The following is a 15396-nucleotide window of genomic DNA, read 5'->3' as shown; positions in this document are numbered from 1 at the left end:
CGTGCGGTGAATGGAAGAAAGCTCCGCGCGTTCACGCGTTCGACGTGAAAGTGATCATCCAGGTACTTGCAGATCCATCAACTCGAACTTTATTGGGGCGATCGCTGGTCTGGCGAATGCAATTCTTGTAAATCGCGAGATATCGAATTCGATATTTCAGGCGCGACCCGAAGTCGTTAAAAAGTATAGTCAAAGGAAGTTCGACTTCAAGCCGGACCTGGCCACGGCTACCGCATGTCTCGACGCGGCGATCAGCGGAGTTGACGCTCGCACCCGCTCGCCACTTCAGCGAGCGGGCGACACTTTGCCGATCACCTGAGAGATCGATTCGCCTGACTGATCAATAGTCGACCGGATCGCGAATGATCGGACAGGTCATGCAGTGGCCACCGCCACGTCCACGGCCCAACTCCGCACCGACGATGGTAATTACCTCGATGCCCTGCTTGCGCAGCAGCGTGTTCGTGTAGGTGTTGCGGTCGTACGCATAGACGACGCCCGGCGACGCGCACACGAGATTCGCGCCGCTATCCCATTGCGTGCGCTCGCGCTGATAATCGCTGCCGCCCGCCTCGACCACGCGCAGTTCCTTCAGCCCGAGCGCCTCGGCGACGACGTCGGTGAATGGTTTGTTTTCCGGGTGCAATTCGATGCCGCTCGGATGGCTGCTCGGCCGATACGAATAGGTCCGCGTTTTCGCCATGAAGTCCGGGGCGACCAGCACACAATCGCGATCCGCGAACGTAAACACCGTGTCGAGATGCATCGCCGCACGAATCTTCGGCATTGCCGCGACGATCACGCGCTCGGCCGCGCCCTTCTTGAACAGCGTCGCCGCCAGTTGACTGATGGCCTGACGCGAGGTGCGCTCGCTCATGCCGATCAGCACGATACCCTTGCCAATCGGCATCACGTCGCCGCCTTCCAAAGTGGCGAGACCGTGGTCCTCGGTCGGGTCGCCCCACCACACGTTGACCTTGCCTGCGAAGTCGGGGTGGAACTTGTAGATCGCCGTGGTGAGGATCGTCTCCTCGTGGCGCGCCGGCCAGTACAGCGCATTGAGCGTGACACCGCCGTAGATCCAGCAAGTGGTGTCGCGCGTGTACAGCGTGTTCGGCAGCGGCGGCAGCAGATATTCGGTGCCGCCCGCTGCTTCCTTCGCGACCTCCAGCGCCTTGCCGCCATGCTCTTCCGGAAAGTCGTGAGTGGATAGCCCGCCAATCAGCGTTTCGGCTAGCTTGCGATTGTCGAGCCCTTCCAGATAGCTTCTCAATTCATCGATAAAGCCGAGGCCGACCTGGTTCGGCACCACCTGGTTGTCGAGAATCCACTTCTTGCCTTCGGCCACCGCGACCGTCTCGGCGAGCAGATTGTGCATCTCCACTACTTCGACGCCGCGATCGCGCATCTTCGTGACGAAGTCGAAGTGGTCGCGCTTCGCGTTCTCGACCCATAGCACGTCGTCGAACAGCAGTTCATCGCAGTTGCTCGGGGTAAGACGCTGATGCGCGAGCCCCGGCGCGCAGACCATCACTTTACGCAATTGCCCGACTTCGGAGTGGACACCCAATTCACCCGCTTTCGCGTCTGTGTTTGCCATGATGATCTCCTGAATACTAGTGTTGACCGGCTCCGTTCAACCAGATGTCAGAGCGCGATCCTGCCAGTCGCGAGGCCATAGATGCCGATGATCGCGCCGATGACCGCAACGATAAAAATGATCCAGTCGGAAGCGATGAAGACGTTCTTGTTCTGTTCGCGTCGAGCCCAGATATAGAGCGCCGTTCCCGGCGCATACAGTACGGCGGAAAGCAGAATGAATTTCAGGCCGCCCGCCCAGATCATGAAGACCGTGTAGATGGCCGCGATTGCGGCCATGATTACGTCGCGCCGGCGTTCTTCGGGACGCACGTCGTAACCGTCGCCACGATTCGCGTTCATGACACCGAACACCGCGACGAACAGGTACGGAATCAACGACATCGCGCTCGTCAGATTCAGCATCAGCGCGAATGCATCCCGCGAGAAATACGTGCTCATGACGAGCAGTTGCACCACGATGTTGGTCAGCCACAATGCATTGGCTGGTACCTTGTTGATGTTTTCCCGCGCGAACACGGCGGGCATGTCTTTGGTCCTTGCCGCCGAGAACAACACTTCGGCGCAGATCAGCGACCAGGCGAGATAAGCGCCCAGCACCGAAACCAGCAGACCTATGCTGACGAAAACTGCGCCCCAATGACCGACCACCGCTTCGAGCACGGCCGCCATCGATGGCTGTCGCATGCCCGCGATGTCTACGCGCTGGAGCACCGCGTAAGGCAGCAACGTCACCAGCACCATCAGCGCGGTGACGATGACGAAGCCGAGAATCGTCGCCTGGCCGACATCGGAGCGCTTCCTTGAATAGCGGGAATAAACGCTCGCCCCTTCGATACCGATGAACACGAACACCGTGACCAACATCGTGGCTCGCACCTGCTCGACAATATTGCCTTCGAGTCCGCCGCCGTAGAGGTTCGCCTGAAACAGGTTCAGCCGGAAGCCGAAGGCCAGGATCACGATGAACACCAGGATCGGAATGACCTTGGCGACCGTGACGATACCGTTGATGAAGGCGGCCTGCTGCACGCCCTTCAGGATCATGAAATGAAATAGCCAGATGCCGATCGATGCAACAACGATCGCGACGACCGTGTTGCCGTCGCCGAACACCGGAAAAAATGCGCCGAGCGTCGATTTGATCAGCACCCAGTACGACACGTTGCCGATACAGCTACCGATCCAGTAGCCGAAAGCGGAAAGAAAGCCCGGATAGTCGCCAAATCCCGCCTTCGCATACGCAAACACCCCAGCGTCCAGTTCGGGCTTTCGTTCGGCCAGCGCCTGAAACACGCGCGCCAGCATATACATACCCGTGCCCGCAATGAGCCAGGCAATCACGGCGCCCAACGGACCGGTCGCATCAGCAAAAGTCCGTGGCAAGGAAAATATCCCGGCTCCGACCATGCCGCCCACCACCATCCCGGTGAGCTGCATCTTTGGCATTGTTTGTTGAGTGGACGCCATTCGGATTCCTTTTAGTTGCCTTCTTAACAAGGATCTGTAATCAGATTCGAACGAGCTGTCTCTCTCGCCCAGTCACTGTCTCTGATCAGCCGCGTTACTCCGCAACCACCACACGAAAAGAATGGTCTGTCCGTTGACGTTTGTCAATTGAACCCAAGACCGCACAATGGCCTGCGGCGCGCTATTCGATCGAATCGACAATCAATGCTGCATTGCCGAATTTCATTGAATGCGCGAATTAACAATTCGCGATACCACTTATGCAATATGACGCGCGACGCATACTTCTGTATCGATCACGTCAATAAGTCGTTTTCGTTACAGATGATTTAACGATGATGGGGATTCGCTGAAGCGGGCCGAACCAGGGGCGGTTCAGGAATGTGGTCAACAGTACTAACCTGAGAACGAATGCCGCAACGAACGACGGCAATTATGACTCGCGCAACTTCCTCAACGTCAACCGCGCTTCCAGTCCACCGCCGACACGGTTGTGCAGCGTGAGCGTCGCGTCCATCGCGAGCGCGAGTTGCCGCGCGATCGCGAGCCCCAGCCCCGTGCCACCCGTTTGACGATTGCGCGACCCTTCGAGCCGAACGAACGGCTCGAACACCGTCTCCAGCGACTCGGCCGGAATGCCGGGACCGCGATCGAGCACTGACACGGTAGCTTCACCATCGCGCACCGCGCCGATATCGATCTGCGCGGCGCCGCCGAACTTCAGCGCGTTATCGACCAGATTGCCGACGATGCGCCGCAAGGCCTGCGGACGCAACGTCAGCAACTGGCCGAAGTGGCCCTGCAAGGTCACGCTTTGCCCGGCGTCGACGTAATCGCACACGAGGCTGTCGAACAGCGCATCGGGATCGATGCGGCGCGGCTCCTCAGTCGTGCCATGCATCGTGCGTGCATAAGTCACCCCTTCCTTGACCAGCGCTTCCATTTCCTGCAGATCCTCGCGCAGCTTCGGGGCCTCGGTCTCGTTGTCCATCGTGTCGACGCGCAAACGCATGCGCGTAATCGGCGTCTGCAGGTCGTGCGAAATCGCCGCGAGAATCTGCATGCGTTCGGTCATATACGTGGCGATCCGGTCCTGCATCGCGTTGAACGCGCGCGCGGCGCGCGCCACTTCGGATGGACCCGCTTCAGGCAAACGCTCGGCCTTCAGGTCGGGGCCGAGCGTGTCGGCCGCGACGGCCAGCTGATTGAGCGGGCGCGTCGCGAGCCGCACCGCGAGCCAGCAGCAGGTAACGAGCACGAGCAGTTGCAGCGTCAGCACGAGCGGCAGCCAGCGCGACAACGGTGCGCCGGGCATCGGCCGCAGGTCGATGGTGAGCGGCGTGCCGTCGCTCAGTTTCAAATGCACCTGCAGACGCTCGCGATCGCCGGGCACTGCGTTGACGGTCAACGGATAGCGCCTGCCGATGCCATCGCCGATCGATTGCGCGACGCGCGCCGACAGGCTCGCGTCGACCGGCGCGCCGGGCACGCCGGGACCGAGCACGAATTCGTAGCTGCGCCGCGCGAGCCGCGGCAGCCATTGCGCGCGCTCGTCGGGCGGCAGATGATCGAGCAGCGCGACCGAGCTCGCCACCTCGCGCTCGATGTAGCCCATCATGATGTTGGTCATCGTCTGGTCGCGCTCGGTCATCGTCAGCCAGACCGACAGCGACTGCGCGGCGGCAAGCCCGACGAACAGGATCACCGCGAGCCGTGCGAACAGCGTGCGCGGCCAATGAGGCCAGCGCAGCAAGGACCGCGAGGACGCGGCATTCATTGCGCATCCCCGATCGCGGTCACCGTCGCCGAAAACACATAACCCTCACTGCGCAGCGTCTTGATGTAGCGCGGTTCGCGCGCGCCGTCCCGCAGACGTTGACGCAGGCGGCTCACCATCAGATCGATCGAGCGATCGAACGGGTCGGCTTGACGGCCTTGCGTGAGATTCAACAGCTGATCGCGCGTGAGCACGCGCTGCGGGTGATCAAGGAACACGCGCAACAGCCGATACTCTGCGCCGCTCAGCGCGACCATCGTGCCGTCCGCGTCGAGCAGATGGCGCGCGGTCGTGTCGAGCCGCCAGTCGCCGAAGCACAGCATCGGCGCCGATTCGGTCACCTGCATGCCGGGCGGCAGCATGCGCGCGCGACGCAGTACCGAGCGGATGCGCGCGAGCAGTTCGCGCGCGGCAAACGGTTTGGTCAGGTAGTCGTCGGCCCCCATCTCGAGGCCGACGATCCGGTCCGCTTCCTCGTTGCGTGCCGTCAGCATCAGGATCGGCACGGTGCGGAACTTTCCGGCACGCAGCTCGCGACACAGCGCGAGACCGTCTTCGCCCGGCAGCATCAGGTCGAGCACGATCAGGTCGGGCGCGCCGTTTTCGAGCGCAGCGCGCATCTGCCGCCCATTGGCCGCAAGGGAGACGCGAATGCCGTTTTTCTCGAGGTATCCGGCAAGCAGTTCGCGGATGCCGCGATCGTCGTCGACGATCAGTACGTGGTCGCTGGTTTCCATCGATGGTTTATCTGTCGCGGCGTTTGAGTTGCACGCCGCTCGCCTGGATCAATGAACACTGCAACGGATGCGCGAACTCGGTCGCAAAGCCGCCCGCGACGAACAAGGCGATGGCGAAGAGGCGTTTCATGCGTCCTCCAGCACGGAAAGACTCGCACCGTCGGCCACGCCGGCTTCGAGCGCGTACGGATCGACGCCTTCCAGGCAGCCGATATTGACACGCCATTGCTGCGGATCCTTGCGCGTCTGATGAAATGGATAAATTCCGCAATGCTTGCAGAAGTAGTGCTTCGCGACCTTCGTGTTGAACTGGTATAGCGTGAGCGAGTCTTCACCACTCAGAATCTTCAGCTGGCTGGCGGGAAACAGCGGCGTCATCAGCGCGCCCTTGCGGCGGCACAGGCTGCAGTTGCAACGGCCGGCCGGAACGATTTCTGTACGCACTTCGAACTTGACGGCCCCGCAGTGACACGATCCTTGCAGCAACTCGGCGCTCATGGTGCTCTCCGTGATTTGACGATGCCTGCTTTATAGCCTGGTTCATCAGGCGAATTATGTCGTAATGTATCCGGCATACGAGTCGATACATTATCTTGCAATAAGTCGCGTGAGCTAGCACATGATCCGCAAGATTGGCCGGCACCGCCAGTTACAACCGTGCGATCAGGAAGTGGGCGATCACAGCCACTGACCGATTACGGCTGGTCTATGAGTCAGCTTGAATACGCTTGACTTTTAATCACTAGCCACATCCAATACCCATGGTGCAGTGCGATGTTTCGCTTTTGAAGCGCGCTGCATGTCACCCGGTAGTTCAAAGCGTTGGCCAGCAGTTCATTCGTCCGCCGTGCATGCGGCGTCAGCTCGCGAAACGGAGCACTCCTCACTACGGGAGTCGTCTTGGCTGCCACAAAATCCCAACCTGCGCGCCGCGAACCCGCCCGCATCGACCTCGCGTTGCAAGGCGGCGGTTCGCACGGTGCTTTTACATGGGGCGTCCTCGACCGCTTACTCGAAGAGTCGTGGCTGCAGATCGAAGGCATATCGGGCACGTCGGCCGGCGCGATGAACGCCGCAGTGCTGGTGAGCGGCTATCAGCTCAATGGTGCGGCCGGCGCACGCGCGGCGCTCGATGCGTTCTGGCGACGCGTGTTCGAAGCGTCGGTGTTCAGCCCGTTTCGCCGCAGTCCGTTCGACGTAATCATGGGCCGCTGGACGCTCGACTACTCGCCGCTCTTCATCGCGATGGATCTGGCGGCGCGGCTGTTTTCGCCCTACGACCTGAATCCGCGCGGCGTGCATCCGCTCGCGAAGATCCTGCAGGACTCGATCGACTTCGCGCATCTGCGCGACGCGCCGATCAAGCTGTTCATCACCGCGACGCGGGTGTGCACCGGCCGGGCACGCGTGTTTCGCAATGGCGACCTGACGCCGGACGTGCTGCTCGCCTCCGGCTGTCTGCCCACGTTGTTCCAGGCGGTGCAAATCGACGGCGAAGACTACTGGGACGGCGGCTATGCCGGTAATCCGACGATCACGCCGCTGGTACGCGAATGCACGTCGAGCGACACGCTGCTGATCCAGGTCAATCCCGTCGAGCGCCATGAAACGCCGCGCACCGCGCGCGACATCATCAGCCGCCTGAACGAGGTCGCCTTCAACGCGCCGCTGCTCAAGGAGCTGCGCATGATCGCCCTGCTGCGCCGCACGGCGGACGCCGGCAGCGAGGAAGGCCGCCATTGGGCGGCAATGCGCATCCATCGGATCTCGAGCGAAGTGATGACCGAGCTCGGCTACTCGTCGAAGCTGAATGCCGAGTGGAGCTTTCTGACGATGCTGCGAGACGAGGGCCGGCGTGCCGCAGACGCGTTCCTGACCGAGCACGGCGATTCGATCGGCGTGCGCTCCTCGATGGATCTCGACGCGTTGCTCGACGGAGTCTGACCATGGATGCCATCACCCTGTCACCGCTCGCGATCGGTCTTGGCCTCTTTGGCATGCTCGCCAGTCTCGCGCTGCTGATCGGCTTCGCGTATCGCGGCTGGACCGTGCTGCTGCTCGCGCCGTTCGCCGCCATGCTCGCCGCCGCGATTTCGGGCGAACCGATTCTCGCGCATTGGACGCAAACCTTCATGCTCAGCGCTGCGCGTTTTCTCGCGCAGTTCTTTCCGTTGTTCCTGCTCGGCGCGCTGTTCGGCAAGCTGATGGAAGACAGCGGCTCCGTGAAGGCAATCGCCGGTTACATGACGGAGAAGCTCGGCGCGCATCGGGCGATTCTCGCGGTCGTGATCGGTGGCGCGCTCGTCACCTATGGCGGCGTCAGCCTCTTCGTTGCGTTCTTCGTGCTCGCGCCGATGGCCACCGCCCTCTTCCAGGCCGCCAATATTCCTCGCCGTCTGATGCCGGCCGCGATTGCGCTCGGCACCTCGACGTTCACAATGTCCGCGCTGCCCGGTACGCCCGCGATCCAGAACGCGATCCCGATGCCGTTCTTCGGCACGACGCCGTTTGCCGCGCCCGGGCTCGGCATCATCGCAAGTATCGTGATGCTAGCCTTTGGGCTTTGGTGGCTGTCCCTGCAACAGTCGCGCGCCACGGCACGCAATGAGGGGTTCGACGGCTTCAGCACGACGGCGAAATCCGCCACGCCGCCGGCCAGCGACAACCTCGTGCGTGAACGCGCGAGCGTATCGCAGAGTTTCGATCCCGAGGAAGCGAAGCGCGGGTGCGTCAGCGAGAATCTGCCGTCGTTCGGCGTCGCGGTCACGCCGCTCGTGCTCGTCGTGCTGACGAACTTCGTGATGAACGTCATCGTGCTGCCGCGCATCGACGCCGACTATCTCGGCGAAGCGCGTTGGGGCGAGACCTCGCTTGCCGCAGTCGGTGGCGTGTGGGGGGTGAGCGTGGCGCTCATCGTCGCGATCGTCGTGCTGGTGCTGCTCAACCGGCACCGCTTGCGGGCGCTGCGCGAGACCGTCAGCGCGGGTGCGAATGCGTCGGTGCTGCCGGTGATGAGCGTCGGCAGTCTGGTCGGCTACGGCGCGGTGATCGCCGCGCTGCCCGCGTTCGCACTCGTGCGCGAATGGGTGCTTGGCATCGGCGGTGGTCCGCTCGTATCGCTCGCGGTCGCGACCAATCTGCTCGCGGCGTTGACCGGCTCGGCTTCCGGCGGTCTCACCATCGCGCTCGACGCGCTCGGCGACACTTATCTGCAGCTGGCCGCGCAGTACGGCATCGACCCGGGACTGCTGCATCGGGTCGCCGTGATTTCCTCCGGCACACTCGACACGCTGCCCCATAACGGCGCGGTCGTGACGCTGCTCGCCGTCTGTGGCTCGACGCACCGGGAAAGCTACCGCGACATCGTAATCGTTGCGATTTTCGGCGCGCTGCTCGCGCTGGCCGTGGTAATCGTGCTGGGCTCGCTGGTCGGGTCGTTCTGAGCGTTCTGAAGTATCAAGGGGGTCTTGCGCTGACGTTGCTGTTCGTCAGTGCACGGCCCCTCTTTTTACTGATCGGCTCGGTATGGGCTGATTTCCGGCTGACGTCACGCCGACGCGCGCGCCGCATTCATGCGGCCAAACACGAACTGCCCCAGATACCAGACCAGCTCGGTATTTGCGAGGATCGCGTCTTCGCTGACTGTCGACGGTTCGAGCTTCATCCTACGCAGCATCAGCTTGCCTTCGCGGGAGGTCGTCCACGCGTGCATCAGTTCCTTGCGCGTCTTCGCATCGGCGGCGTTGAAATGGTCGCGGCCCTTGCGCGAATCGTCGTTCATACGCGCTCGCACTTCTTCTTCGCGCGTAGCGATGCTGTGCTCCACGGTCTTTCTCGTTTCGGTCTTGACCGCCTGTTCCTGCGCTTCGTCGGCGAGCAGCTTGGCCTGCACGTCGACCATCGTGCGCTCGGCGTCCGAGATCTTCCAGTTGTCGCGGAGCGCGCGCATCAGATAACCCGCGGGGCTCTTCTTGACCTGTCCGCGCTTGATTCTGAAGCGCGTGTATTCGACGGCCTGCTGGATACGCTCGTCGGTCCAGAGATCGCGGTTCTCCGATATCTCGCTGAACTGCTTGGTCGACAGACCGAACTCGTCGGTGAGAATCTTGTACAGATGGCTCGCATCCGCGAGGCTGGCGAGCACCGCGTCGGCGGTGTCCTTGCGTTTGAGCAGAAAACGGATGCGGTCGATTTTCTTCGACGTCGTGGATGCGGTGCGGGTCTCGTAGGACAGCTCGATGTCCGACACATCGTTGATCTCGCGTACGGCCGGCTCGAGCCAGTCGCGCTTGAAGTACTTGAAGATGGCCGCGTTCGCGCCCATTTTGCCGGGCCAGTTGCGCATTTCCTCGAGCTGGATCCAGTCGGTGCGTCCAGCTGGAACGTGAGGTAAAACCTTGTCGTAGACCGCGCGGGCGAGACTACGCGTGAACGCGGTGGAAATGCGCAAGCTCAGCCAGTGCGATTTCTGCGGATCGCGGATATGCGGCACAAGTCGCGGATGCACGTCGAAACGCATGCGTCCGCGATGAAAGCCGACCATGCCGATCAGTTGAACCTGCACCCACAGATCGTCTTCGCTGGGATCGCGGTCCGCCGGCGTGTTCGTCACGCGGACTTTCGCGTTCTGGGCTTCGTCGGCGATCGTGCGCAGGTGCTTCAAGTTGCGGCTGTCGTAACGCATCAACCACTTGAAATAGTTGAGTTCGACGTCGTACTGGTCGCGCTGCTCGGGCTCCTGCGCGACGATAAAGTAGGCGGCATCGAGAAAGCGCCGTGCCGGCAGCCCCATGTTGACGATTTCGGTGAAGAAGTCGTTGCGCTGATAACCGATCTCGCGATTGGCCTCGTTGATGCGCAACCCCTGATCGAACATGTCCTCGAACAGCGCGAGCGCCATCTGCCGTGACGTCGCTTTCGACTTGCCCTCTTCCGGATGGTCCGCGGCCATATTCTTCATCCACTTTTTTTCGCTCACGGGACTGTAAGCACGCGGTGGTGAGCTGTCAACACACAGAACCTCACCATTAGAACGGCCGCGGCGAAGCTGCCGGTTAGGCGCTCACTCCGCGGTTTCGCACACAGAACCTCACCATGCTCACAAAGAATCTCACCTTCAAGGGAGGCACGTCCTTCGGCGAAGCCTTATGCGGCGGCCCCTCCGCTCATGTTGCCGCGCTCGCGCACAACCGATCTCACCTTTGGGCGTTGGTGCTTTGGTCAAGCACAGCGAACCACACCTTGATGAGGAATTGATCTCACCTTGCTGCACAACCAACCGCACCTCTGGACACACCAGACCTCACCATTGTCACAACGTACCTCACCTTTGGGACCTTAACTTGTTGAATGGATTGAAAATCGGGGCTCCGTGTAGGTTTGTTGGTTTGCTGTCGTTTTAAAAAAAACGAACCAACCGGCATGGGAAACAAATGCCGCCAGAAAATGGCGCAGCGCAGCATGGTGAGGTTGATTGTGCAATCGTCAATGGAAGCGGAGCGGGCCTGACTCGACGGTGAGGTTGGTTGTGCGTCTAAGGGGATGGGGGTTCGCGAATGCCGGAAGTGTGCTTCGAGCGAACCTGTCTTCCCCTGCTTTCGGATGTTTTGGTAGGTGAGGTTCATTGTGCATTGGTGCGGTGAGTCGCCAACGTGCCGGCTTGGGCACGGCGAAATCTCTCGAAAGGTGAGGTTGGTTGTGCTGGATGCGGCTGTGGTGGAAGCGTGAAAATGAGAAAATGCACAAATGACCTCACCACGGGCCTGGATTTTAAGCAGGCACGGTGGTTTCGTTGGGAGAATCGAAGGGGAAGGTGAGGTCATTTGTGCTTTCAGACACCTCGGATTATCGAGACTGGCTGACCTTAGCGCGCGGTTCGGCGGCCCAAACGATGCGAAAATGCGAAAGGCTATAAAAAATCTGCGTAAAAACAGTAATTTAAAAAGCTATTTTCAAGCATTTCCTGTATTCTGAGGTTTCCGGAATTTTATGGAAAAACCTCAGAATGGTCAGAACGAGCCAACTTCCTGCCGTGGACAGAACTGTTCACTTTGAGCAGATCAGTCAGTTCGCAGAAAAAGTCACCATTTTCACTAACGAACTGCGCGACACGATCCTAGCCCCGCGTCCTCGTAAAACGGCTCCCGTTTTCAAGACTGGCGAGATTGCCGAGATGTGCAACATCTCACACTCGCAGGTTCAGTATCTCGCGACCAAAGGCGACGGAGAAATGCCTTCGGGAACGGCGGCCGGCACGGGCCGAACCCGGACCTTCACGCTGGAGGAAGCGCGGATCTGGGTGCAGAAGATCTCCGACATCTACCAGACTCCGCTGGTCACGCGCCTGAAGGAGCCAGACGGCAAGATCATTATCACGGCTCAGCTCAAAGGCGGATCTGCCAAGACGACGACGACGATGTGCCTCGCCCAGGGATTGTCGCTGCGGGGACGCAAAGTGTTGGTGGTCGATCTCGATCCTCAGGCGTCGCTTTCCGAACTGTGCGGCCTGTACGCGGAAAAAGACGTGACGCCCGAAGATACGGTGTTGCCGTACGTGTACGACCAGGACATCGAAGGTGGCCTGGAAGGACGGGTCCAGTCGACCTACTGGGATGGTATCGACGTGATCCCCGCGCACACTGAACTGATCGGCGCAGAGTTCCATTTGCCCGCCATGCAAAAGATCCGGCCGGGTTTCCGCTTTTGGACCGTGCTTCGTCAGGGGCTTGAGCCGCTGCGCAAGAAGTACGACTACATTTTGATGGATACGTCGCCGTCGCTGTCGTATCTCAATCTGAACGCGCTGATGGCCGCGGATTCGATGGTGATGCCGATGGTGCCGGAGAATTTGGATTTCATCAGCTCGCTATCTTTCTGGCGGCTTTTTTCGGACGTGTCCAAAAGCTTCATTAAATTCGAGAAGGACAAGAAATACGACTTCGTGTCGCTCGTGCTGTCGCGGGTCGATTACGGGAGGAACTCGTCTGCGCCGATCGTGCGCGCATGGGCGCAAAGCGCGTACGAAAACTGGCTGCATTCCATCGAGGTACCGGCGAGTTCGGTGATGAGCACTGGGGCATTGGCATTCTCGACCGTCTTCGACATCAGCAGCAACCACAGCGCGGCTAAGTCGCTGCAACGGGTGCGGCAGCCTCTCGTCGACTATTGTCGCTGGATCGACGAGATCTATTCGGAAAAATGGAGGAACGCGCAATGAGCAATATGCGGGAACAGTTGCTGGCCAAGACGTCCGGCATTCGCAAGACTTCGTCGATCAACGAGGACGAGGTAAAGCGCAGCAACCGCACACAAACGGCGCCTGGGTTGGCCGGCGCGCTGGCCGTTGCGCAACTTCGCGTGCAGGAACTGGAATCGACCGGCGTCGCGTCGCAGCTCCCGGTTGCTCGTATTTTGCCGAATCCCTGGCAGCCGCGCCGGGTATTCAACGAGGCGAAGCTGGCGGAGCTTGCCGAGTCTATTCGCGAGGTTGGGCTGATGCAGCCGATCGTCGTTCGTCGCGTAGCGGAGGACTATCAGATCGTTGCCGGCGAGCGGCGCTGGCGTGCACACAAGATGTTGGATCTAGACACGATCAAGGCGGTGGTCGCGGATTGCTCCGATTCGGACATGGCCGTTCTGGCGATGGTCGAAAACATCAGCCGCGATGATCTTACCGACTACGAGATCGGTGTTGCGATCCGTCGCTCGGAAACAGAATTCCCGAATCGAAAGCGGCTGGCGGAAGCGATGGGATTGTCGCGCGCTGGTCTATATCAATTCCTCTCGTTCGAGAATCTACCGGACTTCATCAAGCAGGATCTCGATATCCAGCCGCGCCTACTGGGCGGAACCGCGGCGCAAGCCATTGCGGCGGCTATCAAAAAGCATGGCGAGAATGGCGTTAAGGCGGCCCGGGAAATCTGGCCACTCCTGGTGAGAGGGGAAATGGATCAGGGCAAGGTTGCTGCGGCGATTACCGCGCTGGCAACGCAGCAGACGACGTCGACCGGTACCAGCGGGCGCAGTATCGAGAAGTTTTTTGCGGGCCGCGAGCACGCCGGGAGCATCACGAAGGACATTAGTAACTTCACGATCAAGATCAAGACCGGGGTGATTACCGAGGCGCAGGAAATTCAGATACGACAGTTGATCGGCCAGATGTTCCAGTCGCAGCCGAAGACAAACTGATTGGTGGTTGTTTGGCAGTATGGAGAAGCCCGCTTGATGCGGGCTTTTTTATTGGGCAGCGGGGACGGGGCTGCGGAGGAGTGTCTAGAGTCTAGACACTACCTGGGGCGCCATTCGAGTGTCTAGAGTCTAGACACTCTACCGCCTTACGTGCATCGGCGCGAGCGCGCAGCAGCGGTGTCAATGAGCGTCCGGGATATTCAGCTCGATGTACGGGTAGATACGAACAGCGGGGCGTAAGTGTCGGGAATGTGTGCTCGACGCCTCTAGCCGAACCCATCGGCGGCCGCGAAACGCCAACCGCTCAGAATTGCTGAGGCGGCCCTTCGCGGGATTTTGTCGCTGCGACTGCGCATCTGCCAGGACGAAAATCACCCACAATGTTTAGTCGCTAAATGACCAATGGGATGACAGCGCGCGAGCGACCTTCACGCCGTTGACCGAAAACTTCCCCCGAAGCAAGATTCCACAGTCATGCGTCGCCCGTACGGCGCACCTTCGCTAAAGCCCGTAATTCGAAGGATCGGCCGATAGGCCAGTCAAATTGCGACTCATGCATTGGCCGCGATTGTCCATAAAGCTCCGCGTCCACGACATCGTGGCCCGTCGCAGAGCCCCCGGCTACAAATCGAGTCAAGCGTCGCACGGGCGCGCCATCATTCAGCGGCACGCGGTCAACGGTTGTACATAGGGCAACCGTTGACCGCCTATCTAACGCAAAAGAACCAGCGGCTTCTCTATAGGGAAGTCCGTTCAGTTCGGTTCGCGACGAAATCCGCAACGACGACCGAGCACGGGCACATTTTTCTGGAGGCGTACTGTATCTGGCTTGCACCTGGGGACCACATGCGATGAACAAGTCCGCGGAGGACGGCCCAGTGCGCGCGGAGGCGATAGTTGCAATCGCGTTAGAGCACGGCGAACCGGGTATCGAAATCGCACATCAATCGGAGCGATCAAGCTCTTCGCGAATGGTATCCGCGCGAGATTTCGAGTAACCCGAAGAATTGAAGGTCGCCGCTGGTCTCCTTCAACACGACCACCACGCCAATGGCGGACACTTCTCGGACACGGAACGTTTGTCCATACTTTCGTCGCTCCGCATCACAGCAAAGTCGGCAACGCGATTGCGCTAAGCCGCGCGATGGCCCAGACCAGATCTCCCCGCCGCGTCATACCCTCACGCATTGCCGGGACAGTGCGGAACTGAGTCGCCGGCTCGAACGATGCGGGGATCATCGCATTCGAACTCTGCCTCGCGATCCTGCCAGCCATGGCCCTTTCTCGTTTGAATAACGAGCGCACAGTCCAATAGCAAAAAGTCGCAGGACTTGCAGCTTTGGTCCTCGTTCCATTCGTATGCCGCTTCAACCGGATGGGCCTGCGATGATGCACGCCGGGAAAGGGGAGGCCGCCTCACGATGACCGCAGATGTTAAACATCGCAACTCGAACTGCCGCCATCCGCTGTCGAAAACGAAGACACATCGGAACCACGCGACCCGCACTGCAAGCCGCTGCTAGGCACCACGCGACCTGCCGGCAGAGACTTCAGCGAACTTGGCAGTAGCAGATCAGCGCGACGCAATCATATGGGGCCATATCAAAACGTCGTCGTTCACGAACT

Annotated in this window: 11 protein-coding genes; 4 read left to right on the top strand and 7 right to left on the bottom strand. The window is 60.4% G+C overall.

The window, feature by feature from the left end:
* Positions 1-340: 340 nt before the first annotated feature.
* From LJ655_RS12030 to LJ655_RS12010, 6 genes are all read right to left on the bottom strand, one after another.
* Entirely contained in the window at positions 341-1531 is a 1191-nt protein-coding gene (locus LJ655_RS12030; RefSeq protein WP_425605802.1) for an arginine deiminase, read from the bottom strand.
* A gap of 116 nt (positions 1532-1647) precedes the next feature.
* Complete coding sequence (locus tag LJ655_RS12025) at positions 1648-3069, bottom strand: basic amino acid/polyamine antiporter (RefSeq protein ID WP_230561456.1); 1422 nt, start codon at positions 3067-3069, stop codon at positions 1648-1650.
* Between the two features lie 433 nt (positions 3070-3502).
* Entirely contained in the window at positions 3503-4846 is a 1344-nt protein-coding gene (locus LJ655_RS12020) for an ATP-binding protein (protein ID WP_230561455.1), read from the bottom strand.
* Positions 4843-5583, bottom strand: coding sequence for a response regulator (locus tag LJ655_RS12015; protein ID WP_230561454.1), 741 nt, complete (start codon positions 5581-5583; stop codon positions 4843-4845). Before LJ655_RS12015 ends, LJ655_RS12020 begins: the two co-directional genes overlap by 4 nt.
* A 7-nt stretch (positions 5584-5590) precedes the next feature.
* Complete coding sequence (locus tag LJ655_RS30075) at positions 5591-5713, bottom strand: hypothetical protein (RefSeq protein ID WP_268991413.1); 123 nt, start codon at positions 5711-5713, stop codon at positions 5591-5593.
* The gene (locus LJ655_RS12010; RefSeq protein WP_230561453.1) at positions 5710-6081 is read right to left on the bottom strand and encodes a GFA family protein; all 372 of its coding nucleotides are present in this window, start codon (positions 6079-6081) and stop codon (positions 5710-5712) included. Before LJ655_RS12010 ends, LJ655_RS30075 begins: the two co-directional genes overlap by 4 nt.
* 402 nt (positions 6082-6483) lie before the next feature.
* On the opposite strand from LJ655_RS12010, the gene LJ655_RS12005 reads away from it, so the two are divergent.
* Positions 6484-7527, top strand: a complete 1044-nt coding sequence (locus LJ655_RS12005) for a patatin-like phospholipase family protein (protein WP_230561452.1) — start codon at positions 6484-6486, stop codon at positions 7525-7527.
* Between the two features lie 2 nt (positions 7528-7529).
* Positions 7530-9026 (top strand): GntP family permease, encoded by a 1497-nt coding sequence (locus LJ655_RS12000; RefSeq protein WP_230561451.1) that lies wholly within the window; start codon positions 7530-7532, stop codon positions 9024-9026.
* Positions 9027-9130: 104 nt separating this feature from the next.
* On the opposite strand, the gene LJ655_RS11995 is transcribed toward LJ655_RS12000, so the two are convergent.
* Entirely contained in the window at positions 9131-10534 is a 1404-nt protein-coding gene (locus tag LJ655_RS11995; protein WP_230561533.1) for a replication initiation protein, read from the bottom strand.
* Positions 10535-11587: 1053 nt separating this feature from the next.
* Here LJ655_RS11995 and LJ655_RS11990 point away from each other — a divergent pair.
* Positions 11588-12799, top strand: a complete 1212-nt coding sequence (locus tag LJ655_RS11990; RefSeq protein ID WP_230561450.1) for a ParA family protein — start codon at positions 11588-11590, stop codon at positions 12797-12799.
* The gene (locus LJ655_RS11985; RefSeq protein ID WP_230561449.1) at positions 12796-13770 is read left to right on the top strand and encodes a ParB/RepB/Spo0J family partition protein; all 975 of its coding nucleotides are present in this window, start codon (positions 12796-12798) and stop codon (positions 13768-13770) included. Before LJ655_RS11990 ends, LJ655_RS11985 begins: the two co-directional genes overlap by 4 nt.
* The last annotated feature ends 1626 nt before the right edge of the window (positions 13771-15396 follow it).

Source organism: Paraburkholderia translucens, from assembly GCF_020881035.1.
In the GTDB taxonomy this organism is placed as follows: domain Bacteria; phylum Pseudomonadota; class Gammaproteobacteria; order Burkholderiales; family Burkholderiaceae; genus Paraburkholderia; species Paraburkholderia translucens.
The sequence above is the reverse complement of the archived record's forward strand: the minus strand, read 5'-3'. Positions and strand labels throughout refer to the sequence as shown.

Coding starts and splice junctions, on each gene's coding strand:
- LJ655_RS12030 (WP_425605802.1), bottom strand. CDS start 1,531: ATGGTCTGCGCGCCGGGGCTCGCGCATCAGCGTCTTACCCCGAGCAAC.
- LJ655_RS12000 (WP_230561451.1), top strand. CDS start 7,530: ATGGATGCCATCACCCTGTCACCGCTCGCGATCGGTCTTGGCCTCTTT.
- LJ655_RS30075 (WP_268991413.1), bottom strand. CDS start 5,713: ATGAAACGCCTCTTCGCCATCGCCTTGTTCGTCGCGGGCGGCTTTGCG.
- LJ655_RS12020 (WP_230561455.1), bottom strand. CDS start 4,846: ATGAATGCCGCGTCCTCGCGGTCCTTGCTGCGCTGGCCTCATTGGCCG.
- LJ655_RS12015 (WP_230561454.1), bottom strand. CDS start 5,583: ATGGAAACCAGCGACCACGTACTGATCGTCGACGACGATCGCGGCATC.
- LJ655_RS11990 (WP_230561450.1), top strand. CDS start 11,588: ATGGTCAGAACGAGCCAACTTCCTGCCGTGGACAGAACTGTTCACTTT.
- LJ655_RS11995 (WP_230561533.1), bottom strand. CDS start 10,534: ATGGCCGCGGACCATCCGGAAGAGGGCAAGTCGAAAGCGACGTCACGG.
- LJ655_RS12010 (WP_230561453.1), bottom strand. CDS start 6,081: ATGAGCGCCGAGTTGCTGCAAGGATCGTGTCACTGCGGGGCCGTCAAG.
- LJ655_RS12025 (WP_230561456.1), bottom strand. CDS start 3,069: ATGGCGTCCACTCAACAAACAATGCCAAAGATGCAGCTCACCGGGATG.
- LJ655_RS11985 (WP_230561449.1), top strand. CDS start 12,796: ATGAGCAATATGCGGGAACAGTTGCTGGCCAAGACGTCCGGCATTCGC.